Genomic DNA, 18,828 nt, shown 5'->3' with positions numbered 1-18,828 from the left:
TCAACACATTTTAAATTACTAAAAGTGAATATTTAGTCAAAAAACTCATTTATGGCCACTTCCACTGTGTTCGGAATAAAATTCACTATTTTTATTTCAAAAACAATTCCTATCCGTTGTTACCAAAAAGTTACAAACAAAATGAGCCAAGATTAAAATTGTTTTTATTCATAACGTTATACACCAAAAACCACAGTTTACGTTAACGTAAACATGACAAATAATTACAGTTAGTTAGTAATAATATTTCAGAATAATGCAATAAATGCGTTTGACCTTTGTACTAACTCAGTTTAATTTGAGAGGTTCGGGTGCATATCTATGGAATTTCTTCACATTTACCCCGAGTCGTATCAGTAAAGGTTTTAGGGGGTTTTTGTATGAGCTTATATCATCCCAGTTTCGAACGGGACAATTGCGGGTTTGGATTGATAGCACAAATGGATGGTGATGCCAGCCATAGAATCGTGCGCACTGCAATTCATGGGCTCGATCGCATGAAACACCGTGGTGGTATTGCATCTGATGGACGCACAGGTGATGGCTGTGGTTTATTAATGCAAATGCCGACCCAATTTTTTGAAGCCATTGCTGCAGAGAATGACTGGCACTTAAGCCGCAAGTTCGCTGTAGGCATGCTATTTCTCAGTCAAGATCAGCAAAAAGCTGACGAAGCTAAATTTATTTTAGAAAAAGAATTACAAAGAGAAACACTCAGTGTTGCAGGTTGGCGTAAGGTTCCAATCAATCCGGACGTATTAGGTGAGATTGGCCGTAATAGCTTGCCACAAATTTATCAGGTACTTATTAATGCACCTGTAGGTTGGCGTGAAAAAGACTTAGAACGTCGCTTGTATATGGCTCGTCGTCGTCTTGAACAACAAATAATCGATGATAATGACTTCTATGTCGCCAGCTTATCTGGTCAGGTAATTGTCTATAAAGGCCTAATGATGCCTGCAGACTTGCCATCATTTTATTTAGACCTCGCCGACATTCGTTTAAAAAGTGCGATTTGCTTATTTCACCAGCGCTTTTCAACCAATACGTCGCCTAAATGGCCTTTAGCTCAACCCTTTCGCTACTTAGCGCACAATGGTGAAATCAACACCATTACGGGTAATCGCCAATGGGCGCGTGCGCGCGCTTATAAATTTAATTCGCCTTTGCTGCCTGATTTGCAACAAGCTGCTCCGTTTGTGAATGAAACCGGCTCAGACTCTTCCTCTTTGGATAACATGCTAGAAATGTTGTTATCTGGTGGTATGGACTTATACCGCGCCATGCGTTTGCTTATTCCACCTGCGTGGCAGTCAAACCCTGAAATGGATGACGAGTTAAAAGCATTCTACGACTTTAACTCTATGCACATGGAACCATGGGATGGTCCGGCTGGGATAGTCATGACCAATGGTCGTTTTGCTGCCTGCGCGGTTGATCGCAATGGTTTGCGTCCATCTCGTTACGTTATCACCAAAGATCGCATTCTTACTTTAGCTTCTGAGGTCGGTATTTGGGATTACGCTGCGGATGAAGTGATTGAAAAAGGCCGTGTAGGTCCTGGTGAGCTATTAGTACTCGATACCTTAAATGGTCGTTTACACCAATCATTTGAAATTGATAATGACTTGAAGCGTCGTCACCCATACAAAGAATGGATGGCTAAAAACAGCCAAACATTAATCCCTGCGGAACAAATTGAACCAAGCAAACAAGGCTCAAGCCGTTTTGATGCAAAAACCTTATTGCAGTATCAAAAGCAATTTGGCTTTACTCGTGAAGAGTTAGAGCAAGTGATTTGGGTACTGGCCAGCCAAGGTGAAGAAGCGATTGGTTCAATGGGTGATGATACGCCAATGGCGGTATTGTCAAAAAAATCACGTTCTCTGTATGACTATTTCCGTCAGAAATTTGCCCAGGTAACTAATCCTCCCATTGACCCATTGCGTGAAAAACACGTCATGTCACTGACGACCTGTATTGGACGCGAGCAAAACTTATTTAGTGAAACCACAGGCAACGCTTATCGCGTTATGTTTAATTCACCCATTTTATTATTTAGTGATTTTAACCAGTTACTGGGCCTAGATAGCACTAACTATCGCGCGAATACTGTAGATTTAAACTACGATGGTCACGAAACACTGGAGCAAGCCATTCATCGAATTACCGATGAAGCAGAGCGTTTAGCAAGAAGTGGAACAACACTACTCATTCTATCTGATCGTGCCGTCGACAAAAATGCGCAGGTTATTCCTGCGGCTATGGCTGTGGGAGCGGTTCAAAGACGCTTAGTTGATAAAAGTTTACGTTGTGATACCAACATCATTGTTGAAACAGCTTCAGCTCGTGATCCACATCATTTTGCAGTATTACTCGGCTTTGGTGCGACGGCAATTTACCCTTACCTTGCCTATGAATCGATTGCGGCTATGGCCAAACAACATGCTGTCGAAGATATTACCAGCTTGATGCTTAACTTCCGTTATGGCATAGAAAAAGGCCTGCGTAAAATCATGTCAAAAATGGGTATCAGTACCGTCGGTTCTTATCGTTGTAGCCAACAATTTGAAGCCGTCGGCTTAGCCAGTGATGTGATTGAATTATGCTTTAAGGGCGTGATCAGCCGAATTGAAGGTGCTAGTTTCAGCCATATTGCTGACGATCAAAAAATACTGCACACCGCAGCTTATCGTGCACATGTGCCACTGCCTCAAGGTGGATTACTCAAATATGTTGAAGGTGGTGAATACCATAGCTTTAACCCAGATGTGGTTAACACGCTTCAAGCATCATTAAAAAATAAAGATTATCCAGCATACAAACAGTTTGCCAAGTTAGTGGATGAACGCCCCATTGCGACTCTACGAGACTTAATTGGTATCAAAGGCAGTCAAGCAGCAATCGACTTAGACAAAGTGGAAGATGCCAGCCATTTATACACTCGCTTCGATAGCGCCGCGATGAGTATTGGAGCATTAAGCCCTGAAGCACATGAGGCATTAGCGGTTGCCATGAACCGCTTAGGTGGCCGTTCTAACTCAGGTGAAGGTGGAGAAGATGCGCGTCGTTTTAACACCGAACGTAACTCAGCCATTAAGCAAATTGCTTCTGGTCGTTTTGGTGTCACAGCCCACTACCTTGTTAATGCTGATGTATTGCAAATCAAGGTCGCACAAGGCGCAAAACCAGGTGAAGGTGGTCAATTACCGGGTCACAAAGTCAGTGTTGAAATTGCTGGATTACGTCATGCTCGTCCTGGTGTAACCCTAATTTCACCGCCACCACATCATGATATTTATTCAATTGAAGATTTAGCTCAGCTGATTTTCGATTTAAAGCAAATTAACCCAACGGCACTGGTTTCTGTGAAGTTAGTGTCTGAGCCTGGTGTGGGAACCATTGCCACGGGTGTAGCCAAAGCATACGCCGATATGATCACCATTTCAGGCTATGATGGCGGCACAGGGGCAAGCCCAATTACTTCTGTAAAATATGCAGGTTCCCCCTGGGAGCTTGGTCTAGCTGAAGTTCAACAATCATTGGTCGAAAACGGCTTGCGCCATAAGATCCGCTTACAGGTCGATGGTGGCTTAAAAACCGGAACAGATGTGATTAAAGCGGCGCTATTAGGTGCTGAAAGCTTCGGTTTTGGTACCGTGCCAATGATCGCATTAGGGTGTAAATATCTGCGTATTTGCCATTTAAATAACTGTGCCACCGGTGTTGCTACTCAGGATAAGAACTTACGTGATAACCATTACCACGGACTACCTGAACGGGTAATGACTTACTTTGAGTTTGTGGCACAAGAAGTCCGTGAGTGGATGGCGGCATTAGGCGTAAGCCAATTCGAAGATTTAGTCGGCCGTAGCGAATGGTTACATGCACTTGAAGGTCAAACAGCTAAGCAACAAGGCTTAGATCTTGCCCCCATTTTGTACAAACCAGTGGTGCCAAGCTCATCATCGCTCACTTGGAAAGAAATTAACCCACCATCTGATGTCGGCCAGCTAAACCAAACCTTACTAGCCGATTGTAAGCATGCTGTTGATGCTGGTGAGCCACATGCATACCAATATGCTATCAATAATACCGACCGCTCAGTGGGCGCGACGCTATCAGGCTATATTGCCAAAGTACAGGGTGTTGCTGGAACCAAAGAACCTATTTCGCTAGGTTTTAGTGGCAGTGCAGGCCAAAGCTTTGGGGTATGGAATAGCCCAGGGTTAAACCTCAAATTATGTGGTGATGCCAACGATTACGTCGGAAAAGGTATGTCAGGCGGTAAGATTGTTATCCACCCTCCAATTGGGAGCCCATTCCAATCTGAACGCAGTGCCATTTTAGGAAACACCTGTTTATACGGCGCTACTGGCGGTAAGTTATTTGCTGCAGGTCAAGCTGGAGAACGGTTTGCGGTGCGTAACTCTGGCGCAATTGCTGTGGTGGAAGGTTTAGGTGATAACGGCTGTGAATACATGACCAGCGGGATCATTGTTGTACTCGGTAAAACAGGCGTTAACTTCGGTGCTGGTATGACGGGAGGATTTGCGTATGTATTTGATCAATTCAGCCGCTTTAATCGCCGTGTGAATACCGAATTAGTCGATACCTTAAAAGTCGAATCAACCATCCATCGTCAACACTTAAAAGGCTTGATTGAAGCCCATGTTGCTGAAACAGGCAGTGAGCATGCCAATATGATTTTAAGTGATTTTGACAATTGGATTGACTGTTTCGTACTGGTTAAACCTAAAAATATTGCCGTTGCTGATCTGTTAAAAATAGAACAGAAAAGCCCTGAATTAGTTGTTAAGGCGGGATAATAAACATGAGTAATGATTTTCAATTTATCGAAGTTGGCCGTGTTGATCCAACCAAGCACGCCGCAGAAAAACGTGCTACTCAGTTTATTGAGATTTATCAGCCGTTTACTCAACCACAAGTAAGCAGTCAAGCCGATCGTTGTTTAGATTGTGGCAACCCATATTGTGAATGGAAGTGTCCATTACACAACTACATCCCTAATTGGTTAAATTTAGCCAAACAGGGGCGTATTATGGAAGCTGCGGACTTAGTCCATGAAACCAACACCCTGCCAGAAATTTGTGGCCGAGTGTGTCCTCAAGACAGATTATGTGAAGGCGCCTGTACTCTCAATGAAGACTTTGGCGCTGTGACTATCGGTAATGTAGAGAAATACATCACTGACACCGCAATCTCTCAAGGCTGGCGTCCAGATTTAAGCAATGTGACTCCGCGTAAAGAACGCGTTGCCATAATTGGTGCTGGGCCTGCAGGTTTAGGCTGTGCAGACATACTTGCCCGAAACGGGGTGCAAGCTGTGGTATATGACAAGTACCCTCAAATTGGCGGTCTGCTCACATACGGTATTCCATCATTTAAGTTGGATAAAACCGTCATGGCGACTCGCCGCTCAGTGATGGAAGGTATGGGTATTCAGTTCAAATTGAATACCACCATAGGTCAAGATATTAGCTTCCAAAGTTTGTTAGATGAATACGATGCTGTTTTCTTAGGGATGGGAACTTACACCGCCATGCCTGCAAAATTACCTAACGAAGATGCTCAAGGTGTTTTACAAGCCTTACCCTATTTGATTGGTAACACGCACAAAGTTATGGGGACATCTGACGCTGCAACACCTTACATCAACCTAGAAGGTAAAAATGTTGTGGTGCTAGGTGGTGGTGACACTGCAATGGATTGTGTTCGCACCGCAGTACGCCAAGGCGCAAAAAGCGTCACTTGTGCTTATCGTCGTGACGAGGCAAACATGCCAGGATCGGTGCGTGAAGTACAAAATGCTCGCGAAGAAGGCGTTAAGTTCTTATTTAATCGTCAGCCTGTTGCCGTTAAAGCGGACAATGGTGTTGTGGTGGGCATTGAGTGCGTTGAAACCCAAATGGGTGAAGCCGATGCGACAGGACGTCGCCGTGCTGAAGTCATTGCCGGTAGCGAACAAGTGCTAGAAGCCGATGCGGTTATCGTCGCCTTCGGTTTTCAGGCCAGCCCTGCCGCTTGGTTTGAAGATTTTGGCATTGAAACCAATGAATGGGGACTTGTTAAAGCAACCAAGACAGATGCTAACCCGTTCCAAACGACTAACCCTAAAGTATTTGCTGGTGGGGATATGGTACGAGGATCAGATCTTGTTGTTACCGCGATAGCTGAAGGCCGTGATGCCGCATTAGGTATTTTAAACTTTATCGACTAAAGCTGTTAACCCAGTTTGCTTGTGAATTCGCACACCTTAGGGTGTGCATTTTTTTGCCTCGCGTTTAACTAAGTTGCTGACAACTTATGTTACAAAGTCGATTGCCCATAACTTTCCCAAAAAATCTTAGACTAAACTCAACATTAAATCAGTAAAATAGACTTATCCCAAACTATGCAGCAACAGAATGAATAGAGTTTTCACAAAGCCTATTCTGGCGTGATATATTATTCACCAAATCAATTTGTTTAAAACTCGTTTAAGGTTACCCAATGAAAATCGGTATTATCGGCGCTATGGAGCCCGAAGTCGTTCATCTTGTTCAAGCTATTCATTCTCCAGTTCATACCACCATTGCCGGTATTGAGTTTATTAGCGGCAAAATTGCTGACAAAGATGTGGTGGTTACCCGCTCTGGCATTGGCAAAGTTGCCGCAAGTATCGCTACAACCTTACTGATTGAGAAATTTGCTGTCAGTCATGTGGTTAACACTGGCTCTGCAGGTGGATTTGTTGATGATCTCGCCATTGGCGATATTGTTATTTCATCAGAAGTACGTCATCACGATGTTGATGTCACTGCATTTGGCTATGAAATTGGTCAAATGGCGCAACAACCTGCAGCATTTATCCCTGATGCCACACTCGTAAAAGCTGCCCAACAAGCCGTAACATCATTAGGTGAAGTGAAAGCGATTGAAGGATTAATTTGCACTGGTGATAGTTTCATTTGCGATCCACAGCGCACTAAAGTAATGCTTACAAACTTTCCAACGATGGCGGCATGCGAAATGGAAGGCGCAGCTATCGCACAGGTTTGTCATCAATTTAACACGCCATTTGTGGTTATCCGTTCGCTGTCAGATAATGCGAATAATGATTCACCTGTCGATTTTGATTCATATATAATCAAGGCTGGACATCATTCAGCGATGATGGTCATCGCGTTATTGCAACAGCTGTAACATAACGCCCTGTGTGAGCTTGCGACGGATATGCAAATCAATATGGAAAGTCTACTACTGCAAAACGAGCTCATCCAACAATGCCTAGTGCTATTGGCTGCTATTACTGTGGCGCAAGTCGCGCCTCTTCCTAAGCGATGGCAGCCATTTAATGGCTTTAGAATGCTAGCAATTGAACTGGCATCAAAAGTAAATCATAGTAATCGTCCTGTGTCGCAACAAATGACCGCTGGAATCTTAGCAACCTTGTTATTGGTTACCCCAATCACTTTGATCGCTAGTTTTTTATTGGAATTTGCCGCATTCCCCTGGTTTTTCGATTTTATTGTGTTGTACTGCTGCATCAGTGATTATCAATTTACCCACCAAGCAAAACGCATTCAAATTGCGCTTGAACAAAATAACAATCAACAAGCCAAGGAATTGTTAGCTCCCTGGGTTAGCCAAAGCACACAAAGGTTGTCGAGTATTGGTTTATGTAAAACAACAATAGAGAAGACCCTCACTTCGCCCATTTATGGCAGTATTTCAAGTATTGTTTTTTTCACTGTCGGCGGCGCATCAACGGTCATTGCTGTTCATTTATTAAAGCAATTAGAGTTATCATGGCCACCCTATCAGAAAAAATATATCAACTTTGCTAGCTTCATCAGTCAATTTAATCGAGTGTTATTTTTTGTACCACAATGGATTTGGCATTGCTCCTTAGCGATTCAATTTGGTCAGTTAGGTTTAAAAAGCATGTGGGTGAGTGACACACAAAGTCAGGGACTCAATAACGATTACCGCACTCTTCATCTTGGGGCCACATTACTCAAAGTTGAACTGGGCGGACCGCAACAGTTTTTATCCACTTCAACAACTCAAACGTTAGCTTATAAACAAGATCCTGCTTCAGACGCGAATGTTGAAAAAGTGACCCTCGCAAAAGTCATTGCAGGACCATTGCCACAATATCAACATATTCAGCTAGCGATAAAAGCCAGTCAAAATGGTAAGTTTTTCTTCCTAAGCTTGGTAATTTTGTTGCCTTTACTTTGGGCAGCGTTACAAACGTTGTAAATCAGCAATCAAAAACGGTATTATTCGCGGCTGTTTTTTTCATGAATGCTTTTTCAATAGGAAAGCCAATTGTTCAATAATTTACATGTATCACTGACCACTCCAGCATTACTTTTTCCAGCAATTTCATTGTTATTACTGGCGTATACCAATCGATTTTTTGCATTAGCGGCATTAATTCGTCAGCTTAGCCAAGCAGGAAAGCCAGTAAACGATAACCAAATCAGAAACCTCAAACAACGCATTAACCTCATTCGCAAGATGCAAGAAGCCGGTGTTAGCAGCTTTGCCCTGTGCGTGTTATGCATGATTTTTCTCTATACTGGTTTTAATCAAACAGGCTCAATCATTTTTGGTATCAGTCTATTGTTATTGCTGTATTCTTTAATTTTGTCAGTCATCGAAATCCGTATCTCAGTAGATGCCCTCAACATTCACCTGAAAGAGTTAAGTAAATGAGTCAATGGATCTATTTTTTTGACCTTTGCGGCACAGCGGTATTTGCCTTATCAGGGGCATTAGCGGCCGGGAAACACCGAATGGATCCCTTTGGTGTGATCGTGTTGGCATCTGTCACCGCAATTGGCGGCGGCAGTATCCGTGATGCATTATTAGGTACCACGCCTGTATTTTGGATTACTAATCACAACTACATCATTGTCATATTAGCAACCGTTATGGCTTGTTTAGTGTTAGTGCGTAAACCACACAAATTACCGCCAATGACACTGCCGGTAGCCGATGCTTTTGGCTTGGCATTATTTACCGTTATTGGCGCTGAGAAAGCCTTATTACTGGGGCACTCTGGCATGATTGCTGTAGTAATGGGCCTGATTACGGGCGTTGGTGGAGGGATTATTCGAGATCTACTCTGTCGCCAAGTGCCTATGGTTTTACGAACTGAAATATACGCGACGGCTTCAATTATAGGTGGGATATGTTATACCTTGAGCTTACTCTCTGGAATGGATAGTATGACATCGATGTTTTTGGCCATGTTAAGCACCTTAATTATTAGATTAAGCGCTATTCGCTGGCATCTGTCATTACCCGCATTTGATTTAAAAACGAAGAGACATTGATGTGCGTTTAATTAGCCTACTATTTTGCATCATTTTCAGCTTTCCTGCACAAGCAAATATCGGTGATATGCCTGTCGAGCAGCAATTAGCGATGCAATATATTAAAGCCTACACTGAACATGACTTTAAAACCTTGAGGCAATTCTACACCCGTGAAAGCATATTTTTTGATAAAACAGCGGGAGTTGAATATAAGGGTGAACGGCATATTATTGATTTTTTAACACGAGCCCACGAGGGCGTGTTGGAATATCGGCTTAATATCGAGCATATGTTTAATAATGGATCGATTGTTGTGATTATCGGCAGTTATCGATTACGAGGCCCTGGCGATCAATACGGTAAGCCAGGCAGAATCATTGATATTGCTGTTCCAGGTGTCACTACGTTGAAGTTTGATAAAAATACCCAGCGTTTAATTGAGCACATGGATTTAATGGATTACCAAACCATGGCTGACCAATTAGAATCTCAGTAATACGCCATTATGATTTATAGTGATTATCAATCCGCCAATGCATTCATCGATAAACAGACAATAAAAAAGGCTCTTAAGAGCCTTTTTTAATGCTTAATTCGTACTAACTAGTTTAACACTACTTTAGCAAATTTACGCTTACCGACTTGCACTACCGCCTCAAACCCTGCGTTAAATACTTGACGATTGTCTTCGGCTTTTTCGCCATCAATCTTCACTGCGCCTTGTTTAATCATTCGCATCCCATCAGAGGTCGAACCCACTAAACCAGCATCTTTAAGCAAGTTAGCAATAGCTAACCCTTCACCCGCTTCAAGGGTAACCGTTTCAATATCATCAGGTATCGCACCTTTTTGGAAACGATTGATAAACTCTTGATGCGCAGCTTCAGCGGCAGCTTCATCATGAAAACGCGCAATAATTTCTTTGGCTAAAGTAATCTTTATATCACGAGGATTAGTGCCATTTTGCACCGCATCTTTAAAGCCAGCGATCTCTTCTAATGGACGGAAAGACAACAGCTCAAAGTAGCGCCACATTAAATCATCAGAAATCGACATAATTTTGCCAAACATTTCATTGGCAGGTTCACTCACGCCAATGTAGTTATGGGCCGATTTAGACATTTTTTTCACGCCGTCCAAACCTTCAAGCAATGGCATCATAATAACCGTTTGTGGTTTCTGCCCTTCGGCTTTTTGTAATTCACGTCCCATCAGTAAGTTAAACTTTTGGTCTGTGCCGCCAAGCTCCACATCAGCTTGCAGTGCAACCGAGTCGTAACCTTGTAGTAATGGATACATAAACTCATGAATCGCAATTGACTGACCTGATGCATAACGCTTTTTAAAATCGTCACGTTCCATCATACGCGCAACCGTTTGCTGAGAGGCTAGACGGATCATACCTGCGGCGCCTAGCGGCTCTAACCAGCTTGAGTTAAATTCGATACGCGTTTTAGCGGGGTCTAAAATTTTATACACCTGCTCTTTATAAGTTTCTGCGTTAGCAAGTACTTGCTCACGAGTTAACGGTGGACGTGTACTATTTTTACCACTTGGATCACCGACCATACCGGTAAAATCACCAATCAAGAAAATCACTTCGTGACCTAACTCTTGAAAAGTACGCATTTTGTTCAAAATGACCGTGTGTCCTAAATGGATATCGGGTGCGGTAGGATCAGCACCAAGCTTAATCTTAAGTGGGCGACCTTCTTTGAGTTTTTCAATGAGATCTGTCTCAAGTAAAATTTCGTCTGTACCACGTTTGATCTCTGCCAACACTTGATCTAAATCAGCCATCTCTACTGCAACTCCTAGAGCATAATCATAAAGGCCTGTTTATCTTTGCTGTAAAAACAACCTTGAAAGATCAACAGACCCTGATAAATAAAAATAAAGAGGACTATGTTACTTGTTAGCCACAGCAAATGAAAGAGTGTACACTTACTGGATAACAACAAGAGTGGGAAATTGGTACTAGAGTCAATGGCAAAGCTGATTACATTATTTAAGTTGCTGCCTAAAGCACATCAAATAGCCTTAGCAATATTGGCTATATTCACATCTTTAATTTTGATGTTTCCCTCAGAAGATGCACAGGCTTCTAAACAAACATCAATGGAGCCTTCAGCTAAACTCGAAAGCCACACTCGCTACCAAGTGCCTTTAGCTTTTAGAAGCCCTAGCGCACCCGAAACATCCGCTAAAAGCGATAACAGCGAAGACCAAACAACATTACCCACAGCCGATGATGAAGCCTTCAGCGCTCACCTCTCCTCTTTATCTTCTGGCTCTAAAACTGATCAGATCATAGATCGTATTGATGGTGAGTTAAAAGCACAGCAAAAAGCATTAAAAGAGGCAGCTGAACTTGAAAATCAAGTTGAGTATTATGAAGTTACCAAAGGCGACACGTTAGGCGGCTTATTCAATCGTGCAGGACTTACCGCAAAAGATGTTTATGACATTACCCGCCTCCCGCTAGCGAAAAAGAATTTACTTAAAATCATTCCTGGCGAAGAGATTGCAATCAGTAAAAATGCGCAAGGTGAATTAACCGAGTTAAGCTATCGAATGGATAAAATTTCCACTTTAGTTATCACCAAAGCAAATGATAAGTATAAAGAAACCGTCAACAAAAAATCACTCGAAACTCGACAGTCTTTTATTACTGCCAAAATAAAAAGTAATTTTTGGAGTGCAGCTGCCGATGCCGGTTTATCCGCTAACCACATTATGCAATTGGCTAACATTTTCGGTTGGGATATCGACTTTGCGTTAGATATTCGTAAAAACGATCACTTTTCTCTGATTTTTGAACAAGAATATGCAGATGGACAATTTATTCGTACAGGCAATATTTTAGCCGCCGAGTTTGTTAACCAAGGCGAGCGTTATACCGCAATTCGTTACAAAGATGGCCAGTACTACTCAGAAACAGGTAACAGTATGCGTAAAGCTTTTTTACGTTCGCCTGTTGATTTTAAATACGTAAGTTCTAACTTTAACCCACGTCGACTGCATCCTGTGACAGGTCAAGTAAAAGCCCACAGAGGGGTGGATTATGTGGCGGCCATTGGCACACCAATCAAGGCGGCGGGTGGTGGTAAAGTCATTGAGTCAAGCTACAACCAGTACAATGGTAATTACGTATTTATCAAACACAACGATACCTATACCACTAAATATTTGCATTTAACTAAGCGCAGCGTTAAACGTGGTGATACTGTAAAACAAGGTCAGATTATTGGCACTCTTGGACGCACTGGCCGAGTGACTGGCGCACATTTACATTACGAGTTTATTGTCAATGGCGTACACCGTAATCCGCGCACTATTGATCTGCCAAAATCCTTACCGATTAACCGCAGTGAAAAAGCAAAATTTGATGGGTTAAGTAAACAACTGATGGCACAACTTAAATCAAACCAAGCGCAACAAGTCGCCAGCAATTAATCCCTTACCTATATTGTATGGGTGAATATACTTTTACCCATACAAGTCATTGAGTTATTACCCTGATCACAAGGAATGTCATTAATGTCGCAGCCTGAATATTATATTGGCCTTATGTCTGGTACCAGTATGGACGGCGTTGATGCCGTATTGGTTGATTTTAGCAGCGGTTACCCTTTGCTTGCCTTCGCCCATACAGAAGCCATTCCTGAACACTTATTAAAGGGTCTTCAACGTCTTTGCCAGCCATCAACGGACGAAATAAATCGTTTAGGCCGTATTGATCGCAGCGTCGGGCTATTATTTGCCAAAGCGGTAAATCAATTATTAACTCAGGCTGGTGTCAGCCCAAGTGAAGTGATAGCGATTGGGTCTCACGGTCAAACCGTCAGACACATGCCAAATTTAGAAATGGGCTTCACCTTACAAATTGGTGATCCTAATACTATTGCAGTTGAAACGGGTATAGATGTTATTGCCGATTTTCGCCGTAAAGACATAGCCTTAGGTGGTCAAGGTGCACCGCTTGTGCCCGCTTTCCACCAGCAAGTATTTGCCAAATCAGACACTTCCAGAGTGATATTAAACATTGGTGGTATTGCCAATATTACTTACCTTCCTGGTGATTCAAATCAGGTGTTAGGGTTTGATACCGGCCCAGGAAACAATTTGATTGATGCTTTTATCCAACAAGTCCAACAACAGCCCTTTGATAAAGATGGTGAGTGGGCGGAGTCTGGCACATCCAACCCTGACTTATTAAAGCAGCTATTATCCCATGCTTATTTTTCATTACATTACCCTAAAAGCACTGGACGCGAGCTATTCAATCAAGCTTGGTTAGAGCAGCAGCTTTCTGAGTTTAGTCATTTAGATGAAGAAGATATTCAATCAACATTGCTCGACCTAACCTGCCACAGCATTGCCAATGATGTGAATAAACTAAACCCAGAAGGGGAGATTTACGTTTGTGGTGGTGGCGCACTCAACAAAGCCTTAATGCGAAGACTTAGCCTACTTTTACCAGGATATAAACTGGCGACAACGACTGAGATTGGCGTTGATCCTAAATGGGTAGAAGGAATCGCTTTTGCGTGGTTAGCCATGCGCTATGAACATCAATTACCTGCAAATTTGCCTGCTGTAACGGGTGCAAGTAGAGAAGCCGTGCTCGGTGGAAAGTTCTCAGCAAAATAATTTTTTATATTGACAACTTACTGTTTTATAGACTTTACTTGACAAGTTGGCTCATTAACAAGGAATTAAGTTATGGATATAAAACAAAAGATGTTAGCAGAGTTTTTAGGTACTCTCTGGCTAGTATTAGGTGGTTGTGGCAGCGCTGTACTTGCTGCGGCCTTTCCTGATGTAGGGATAGGACTGCTTGGAGTATCATTTGCTTTTGGTTTGACGGTACTCACCATGGCTTACGCCATTGGGCACATTTCGGGGTGCCATCTAAATCCTGCGGTGTCATTTGGATTATGGGCAGGTGGGCGTTTCGACGCCAGTGAACTACTTCCCTATATCATTGCACAAGTTTCAGGTGCAACAATGGGTGCGGGTATTTTGTATTTAATTGCATCAGGACAGGATGGATTTTCATTAAGTGCTGGTTTTGCATCAAATGGTTTTGGTGAACACTCACCAGGCGGCTATGACTTAATTGCAGTATTGATTTGTGAAATTGTCATGACGTTGTTTTTCTTGCTGATTATATTAGGTGCAACCGATGATCGCGCGCCCAAAGGCTTTGCACCTATTGCGATTGGTTTTGGTTTAACCCTTATTCACCTGATTAGTATTCCGGTATCTAACACTTCAGTGAATCCCGCACGAAGTACTGGGCCAGCACTGTTTGTGGGTGATTGGGCGCTGTCTCAACTGTGGTTATTCTGGGTTGCACCAATTGTTGGCGCTATTTTAGCTGGGATAATTTATCGCAGTTTTAATCCCTCGACCAAATAATTTTTACATCCGCTATTTAAGAAAAGTCCGACAGTGTTCGGACTTTTCTTTTTCAATTATTCTTGTCAATGGTATCATGCGCACATAATTGTCCCTGATCAGCATAGCTATTGCTGATTGCAGCCATATGAGAACCACATGAGCACTAAAGAAAAAACCATCGCTGAACTAATGAACCTAACGCCTGAAGGCCGTTATGACTATATGATTGAGCAAGTAAAAGCCAATAAAGTCATTTGGTCTTTACAAGATAGCGATGGCTGCGTGATGCTAACCACCGAAGATGAAGATTGCATCCCTATGTGGCCATCTGAAGAAACGGCAGCACTTTGGGCAGTTGATGATTGGAAAGATTGTGAACCTTTAGCGATTCCCCTTGATGAGTTTCAACAGCGCTGGGTGAGTGGCATGGAAGATGATGACTTGTTTATTGCCGTTTTCCCTGTTCAGGAAGACTTAGGTGTTGTCGTCGCTCCTTTTGAAGTTGACCAGCGTTTAACGCCTAAAAGCGACAAGAAACACTAATTTATGATTAATCCAATGGATGCTAAACCTAAAGTTGTGACGCCAGTGCAAACTAATACTTTGCCAGATGCCGATGCTTTATCTGCCACTTCGTCCATGCAACCTGCAAAACCAACGTTGCCCAAGCGTTTAACTGCGCTGATGCTTATATATGCTGCAGCGTCATTCAGCGGGTTGATGTCCGCAGGTTCGGTATCCGATTTAAGCTCAATGTTATGCATGTTGACTTTATTGATGGTAATTGCGGTATTTGGACGCCAAAAAGCAGCGTTATACATGCTAAGAGGTTACAGCGTATTGCAACTAGCGTTTTACAGTTGCTTGCCTGCTATCATGTACGATCCAGAAAACCTCGTCGCCGGTCCAACAACGGTTGATTTGGGTTTGTTTCAGGCCGTGGTGTCTGATTGGATAATTTTTAGTGTTTTAATATTTATGGGTGCCCTTCAAGTTTGGATAAGCTTTGATAGCAAAGTAAAAGCTTGGTTTAAACCAAGGCAAAGCATGAACATTATGAGTTAATCCCTTTGAACAACAAAAAAGCCGTCATAAGACGGCTTTTGTGCTTCAGAGTTAAATTAATTACACAGAGAAGCTAGCACCACAACCACAGGTTGTTGTTGCATTGGGATTTTTAACAAAGAAGCGAGAACCTTCTAAGCCAGAGGTGTAATCCACTTCACCACCAACAAGGTACTGTAGGCTCATTGGATCTACCACTAATTGTACGCCTTGCTTTTCAATAGTGAAGTCACCTTCATTGACTTTTTCATCAAAAGTAAAGCCATACTGAAAACCTGAACAACCACCGCCGGTAACATAAACTCGCAGTTTTAATTCAGGGTTCTGTTCTTCTTCTAACAGCCCTTTTACCTTGGTCGCCGCAGCATCGGTAAATTGGATCGGCATTGCTGCATCAGTTTGTTCAGTCATTACTACCTCTTACTTCAGTTTTCTGCGGTGAATTATCCGATACCTGACTGTTTTGTTCAAGTATTACCCGAGGTTCTTTTTGATTGTCTGTGACTTCGGTGGTTAATGAAGCAATATCGGCAATATTAAATACCTGTTCAATCTCGCCGCCTTTCACGCCTCGCGCTGATTTCACTAGCACCTTAACCTTCACTCTTTGCAACTCAAATCCATCAGGCAAGATAAAATCGCTATCCATTATATGAAAATACTTAAAGTCGATACTATTCTTTTTACCCAACAACTTACTCAAAGTTAGTTCAGTCACTTTATCATCCATAATCCCAATGAATACAGCATCAACAACCACTTTTAAATTAGCCTTACGCTTTTGTTGCTGAGTTAAGATAACTCTAAGCTGTTGTTGTTCAGGCAATATTCCAGCATTTATTTCAACATTGTGGATCATCACCCCTTCAACTTCAGCATCGGCCACCATTACGCTTCGATAAAATGCCAACTCTTTTTCTAGTGCTTTTTGACGAACTAATTGCTCACTGAACATTTCCTGCAAATTTTTATTGGCTTCTTGTTCTATAGTTAACGCTAAATTACGACTGGCTAATACCTTGGCCTGTGAGTCAAGCTCAGATAATAATTTACGTTTACCGCTAACGCTATTTGGCGCGGCCTCTGGTGCCAAGGATAACCAAATTTGATGTGATAAGGCCCCAGTGACGAAAGCGACTAATACCAAAGCGATAAGATAGGAACTTGATGAACGCTTTTTTCGTTCGATTGATTTGAGAGTGTCCAGCATGCGATGATAATTTAGCATTAGGTAACAAGCCCTTAATAAAATACAATATAAAAGTAACTACAGGGAAGCAAGAGCGTAACAGTGCAACTCAAACTTAATAAAGCTGCTATTATTCACGCCAAAAGGGCCACACGCAAATATCTGAACAACGAATTTCGCGATAAATTATCACAAGCGAAAATAAGTGTTCAACTCTGTGCCCTAGCATTGCTGTTTGCGGTTATCGCGTCCAGCGTGATTATTCTATTCCGACTCATGTTGGTATGGGCTGAGCAGTATACCCATAGTGATGCAACTAGCTTCAATAATGTCCTAACCGATTGGCGTTCTTATTTACCCCTGATCGGCGCATTGTTAATTTGGTTATTATCATTATTGGGTTCGAGACGTTATCGCCGTATGGGCATAGCCTATGTTTTACATCGCTTTAAAATCCATTACGGAAAAGTCCCTCTTCAATCTGCTGCGGGCCAATTTTTTCAAGCCCTTATCGCACTGGTAACAAATTTTTCGGTAGGACGAGAAGGTCCAGCAATTCATTTAGGTGCCGTGAGCGCCAGTGTCATGGCTGAGAAGTTTAAATTACCCGATAACAGTGTCAGGATCATGTGTGCCAGTGGTATTGCTGCTGGTATCGCTGCAACCTTTAACGCACCTTTAGCTGCAGTACTGTTTGTGTTTGAAGTAATTGTTAGAGAATATAAAATTCATTACTTTTTCCCCATCATGTTATCTGCCATTTGTGGCGCAGTTTCAAGCCAGATAGTGTTTGGTAATGTCCATGAATACGATCTTATAAACGTGATCCGCATTCCGCTCGATCATTATCCTATATTATTGCTGGGTGGTTTAGGCTTAGGTTGCACGGCAGCGTTATTTAATCACTCATTATTAAAAGTCACCGCTAAAGGCCAACATTGGCCATTGTTCTACCGGTTGCTCATCGCTGGTTCAATCACCACTTTAATTGGTTTGGTATTACCTCAAGCTCTCGGTTCTGGTGATTTAGCGATCCATGAAGCCATTAGCGAGTCACCCAACCTGTGGTTTTTAATTGCGCTATTGCTGGGAAAAATGCTGGCAACCATCGCCGCTATTGGCTTTGGTGTGCCTGGTGGATTGATTGGTCCGTTATACGGTATTGGCGCTTTAGTCGGTGCAATACTGGCGCTGATCAGCAGTGCGCTATTCCCATCTATTGCGCCTTACGTTGGACTTTATACCGTTATAGGCATGACAGCCATGATGGGCGTGTGTTTAAGTGCCCCACTTGCGGCGTTAGTGGCTTTACTTGAATTAACCAACGATGCATCCATTATTTTACCGGCGATGTTTGTCACCATTCCTGCTTTTTTAGTTGCTTATCAGGGATTTAACACCAGCTCTATTTTTATCAAGCAACTAGAGATTATGGGCTTGGAATATAAAGTCGCGCCGATGAATCAAGGCCTACAGAAAAAAGGCGTCAGAGTATTAATGAATAGACGCTTTGTGGTGGTAAATGACGATGATGAATTATTACTTGAAGTGTTAAAACGTGCAGAAGGTCGACCAGTGTTAGTTCGTAATGCAGACCATCAGATAGAAATGCTCCGATTAGAAATCCAATCATTTGAAGATGAAACCACCTTATCACGGCATTTGATGGTCGGGTTGCCGGATTCAGCGACACTGAATGAAGCTTATGAGGCGCTTGCAGCAAAACGGTCGGGAGAGGTCTATATTTATCGTAACACCCCAAATAATGTTATAGGCGTGATCAGCTGGGCTAATTTATTACAAGAAATTCGATCTGGCCAACTATAGGACTAAAAT

The 18,828-nt window shown here is 42.5% G+C and carries 16 protein-coding genes; 13 read left to right on the top strand and 3 right to left on the bottom strand.

Annotated elements, in window-relative coordinates; genetic code table 11:
* Window positions 1-380 precede the first annotated feature (380 nt).
* The 7 genes from gltB (at window position 381) to NE535_RS04755 (ending at window position 9,828) form a co-directional block, all read left to right on the top strand.
* On the top strand, window positions 381-4,829 hold the full coding sequence (gene gltB, locus NE535_RS04785) for a glutamate synthase large subunit (protein ID WP_261297534.1): 4,449 nt from the start codon (window positions 381-383) through the stop codon (window positions 4,827-4,829).
* 5 nt (window positions 4,830-4,834) lie between these two features.
* Window positions 4,835-6,241 carry an FAD-dependent oxidoreductase gene (locus NE535_RS04780; protein WP_261297533.1) on the top strand — a complete coding sequence of 469 codons (1,407 nt, stop codon included), beginning with the start codon at window positions 4,835-4,837 and terminating at the stop codon, window positions 6,239-6,241.
* Between the two features lie 272 nt (window positions 6,242-6,513).
* A complete protein-coding gene (locus NE535_RS04775) occupies window positions 6,514-7,206 on the top strand; it encodes a 5'-methylthioadenosine/adenosylhomocysteine nucleosidase (protein ID WP_261297532.1) in 693 nt (230 codons plus the stop codon).
* Window positions 7,207-7,248: 42 nt separating this feature from the next.
* Window positions 7,249-8,268 carry a cobalamin biosynthesis protein gene (locus NE535_RS04770; protein ID WP_261297531.1) on the top strand — a complete coding sequence of 340 codons (1,020 nt, stop codon included), beginning with the start codon at window positions 7,249-7,251 and terminating at the stop codon, window positions 8,266-8,268.
* A 69-nt stretch (window positions 8,269-8,337) separates the two neighbouring features.
* Window positions 8,338-8,727 (top strand): DUF2721 domain-containing protein, encoded by a 390-nt coding sequence (locus NE535_RS04765; protein WP_261297530.1) that lies wholly within the window; start codon window positions 8,338-8,340, stop codon window positions 8,725-8,727.
* Entirely contained in the window at window positions 8,724-9,350 is a 627-nt protein-coding gene (locus NE535_RS04760) for a trimeric intracellular cation channel family protein (RefSeq protein ID WP_261297529.1), read from the top strand. Before NE535_RS04765 ends, NE535_RS04760 begins: the two co-directional genes overlap by 4 nt.
* 1 nt (window position 9,351) lies before the next feature.
* On the top strand, window positions 9,352-9,828 hold the full coding sequence (locus NE535_RS04755; RefSeq protein WP_261297528.1) for a nuclear transport factor 2 family protein: 477 nt from the start codon (window positions 9,352-9,354) through the stop codon (window positions 9,826-9,828).
* A 107-nt stretch (window positions 9,829-9,935) separates the two neighbouring features.
* Here the strand turns inward: NE535_RS04755 and tyrS are convergent, their stop codons facing one another.
* The gene (gene tyrS, locus NE535_RS04750; protein WP_261297527.1) at window positions 9,936-11,132 is read right to left on the bottom strand and encodes a tyrosine--tRNA ligase; all 1,197 of its coding nucleotides are present in this window, start codon (window positions 11,130-11,132) and stop codon (window positions 9,936-9,938) included.
* A gap of 186 nt (window positions 11,133-11,318) precedes the next feature.
* Between tyrS and NE535_RS04745 the strand changes: the two genes are divergently transcribed.
* The 5 genes from NE535_RS04745 to NE535_RS04725 all read left to right on the top strand — a co-directional run bounded on the left by NE535_RS04745 (window position 11,319) and on the right by NE535_RS04725 (window position 15,803).
* On the top strand, window positions 11,319-12,788 hold the full coding sequence (locus NE535_RS04745; protein WP_261297526.1) for a peptidoglycan DD-metalloendopeptidase family protein: 1,470 nt from the start codon (window positions 11,319-11,321) through the stop codon (window positions 12,786-12,788).
* Between the two features lie 84 nt (window positions 12,789-12,872).
* Window positions 12,873-13,985, top strand: a complete 1,113-nt coding sequence (locus NE535_RS04740) for an anhydro-N-acetylmuramic acid kinase (RefSeq protein WP_261297525.1) — start codon at window positions 12,873-12,875, stop codon at window positions 13,983-13,985.
* 72 nt (window positions 13,986-14,057) lie between these two features.
* A complete protein-coding gene (gene aqpZ / locus NE535_RS04735) occupies window positions 14,058-14,756 on the top strand; it encodes an aquaporin Z (RefSeq protein ID WP_261297524.1) in 699 nt (232 codons plus the stop codon).
* A gap of 138 nt (window positions 14,757-14,894) precedes the next feature.
* Window positions 14,895-15,281, top strand: coding sequence for a DUF2750 domain-containing protein (locus tag NE535_RS04730; protein ID WP_261297523.1), 387 nt, complete (start codon window positions 14,895-14,897; stop codon window positions 15,279-15,281).
* Window positions 15,282-15,377: 96 nt separating this feature from the next.
* Complete coding sequence (locus NE535_RS04725; RefSeq protein WP_261297618.1) at window positions 15,378-15,803, top strand: hypothetical protein; 426 nt, start codon at window positions 15,378-15,380, stop codon at window positions 15,801-15,803.
* Between the two features lie 60 nt (window positions 15,804-15,863).
* On the opposite strand, the gene erpA is transcribed toward NE535_RS04725, so the two are convergent.
* Together erpA and NE535_RS04715 are read right to left on the bottom strand one after the other, a co-directional pair.
* Entirely contained in the window at window positions 15,864-16,214 is a 351-nt protein-coding gene (gene erpA, locus NE535_RS04720; protein ID WP_055024237.1) for an iron-sulfur cluster insertion protein ErpA, read from the bottom strand.
* Complete coding sequence (locus tag NE535_RS04715) at window positions 16,207-17,031, bottom strand: DUF6776 family protein (protein WP_261297522.1); 825 nt, start codon at window positions 17,029-17,031, stop codon at window positions 16,207-16,209. The genes erpA and NE535_RS04715 overlap by 8 nt, the downstream gene beginning before the upstream one ends.
* A 63-nt stretch (window positions 17,032-17,094) precedes the next feature.
* Between NE535_RS04715 and NE535_RS04710 the strand changes: the two genes are divergently transcribed.
* Window positions 17,095-18,819, top strand: coding sequence for a chloride channel protein (locus tag NE535_RS04710; protein WP_261297521.1), 1,725 nt, complete (start codon window positions 17,095-17,097; stop codon window positions 18,817-18,819).
* The last annotated feature ends 9 nt before the right edge of the window (window positions 18,820-18,828 follow it).

It is taken from the genome of Shewanella holmiensis, assembly GCF_025370255.1.
GTDB lineage: Bacteria > Pseudomonadota > Gammaproteobacteria > Enterobacterales > Shewanellaceae > Shewanella > Shewanella holmiensis.
This window is presented reverse-complemented; position numbering and strand designations above follow the sequence as displayed.

Coding starts and splice junctions, on each gene's coding strand:
- gltB (WP_261297534.1), top strand. CDS start 381: ATGAGCTTATATCATCCCAGTTTCGAACGGGACAATTGCGGGTTTGGA.
- tyrS (WP_261297527.1), bottom strand. CDS start 11,132: ATGGCTGATTTAGATCAAGTGTTGGCAGAGATCAAACGTGGTACAGAC.
- NE535_RS04715 (WP_261297522.1), bottom strand. CDS start 17,031: ATGCTAAATTATCATCGCATGCTGGACACTCTCAAATCAATCGAACGA.
- NE535_RS04780 (WP_261297533.1), top strand. CDS start 4,835: ATGAGTAATGATTTTCAATTTATCGAAGTTGGCCGTGTTGATCCAACC.
- NE535_RS04770 (WP_261297531.1), top strand. CDS start 7,249: ATGGAAAGTCTACTACTGCAAAACGAGCTCATCCAACAATGCCTAGTG.
- erpA (WP_055024237.1), bottom strand. CDS start 16,214: ATGACTGAACAAACTGATGCAGCAATGCCGATCCAATTTACCGATGCT.
- NE535_RS04760 (WP_261297529.1), top strand. CDS start 8,724: ATGAGTCAATGGATCTATTTTTTTGACCTTTGCGGCACAGCGGTATTT.
- NE535_RS04775 (WP_261297532.1), top strand. CDS start 6,514: ATGAAAATCGGTATTATCGGCGCTATGGAGCCCGAAGTCGTTCATCTT.
- aqpZ (WP_261297524.1), top strand. CDS start 14,058: ATGGATATAAAACAAAAGATGTTAGCAGAGTTTTTAGGTACTCTCTGG.
- NE535_RS04730 (WP_261297523.1), top strand. CDS start 14,895: ATGAGCACTAAAGAAAAAACCATCGCTGAACTAATGAACCTAACGCCT.
- NE535_RS04740 (WP_261297525.1), top strand. CDS start 12,873: ATGTCGCAGCCTGAATATTATATTGGCCTTATGTCTGGTACCAGTATG.
- NE535_RS04745 (WP_261297526.1), top strand. CDS start 11,319: ATGGCAAAGCTGATTACATTATTTAAGTTGCTGCCTAAAGCACATCAA.
- NE535_RS04725 (WP_261297618.1), top strand. CDS start 15,378: ATGCAACCTGCAAAACCAACGTTGCCCAAGCGTTTAACTGCGCTGATG.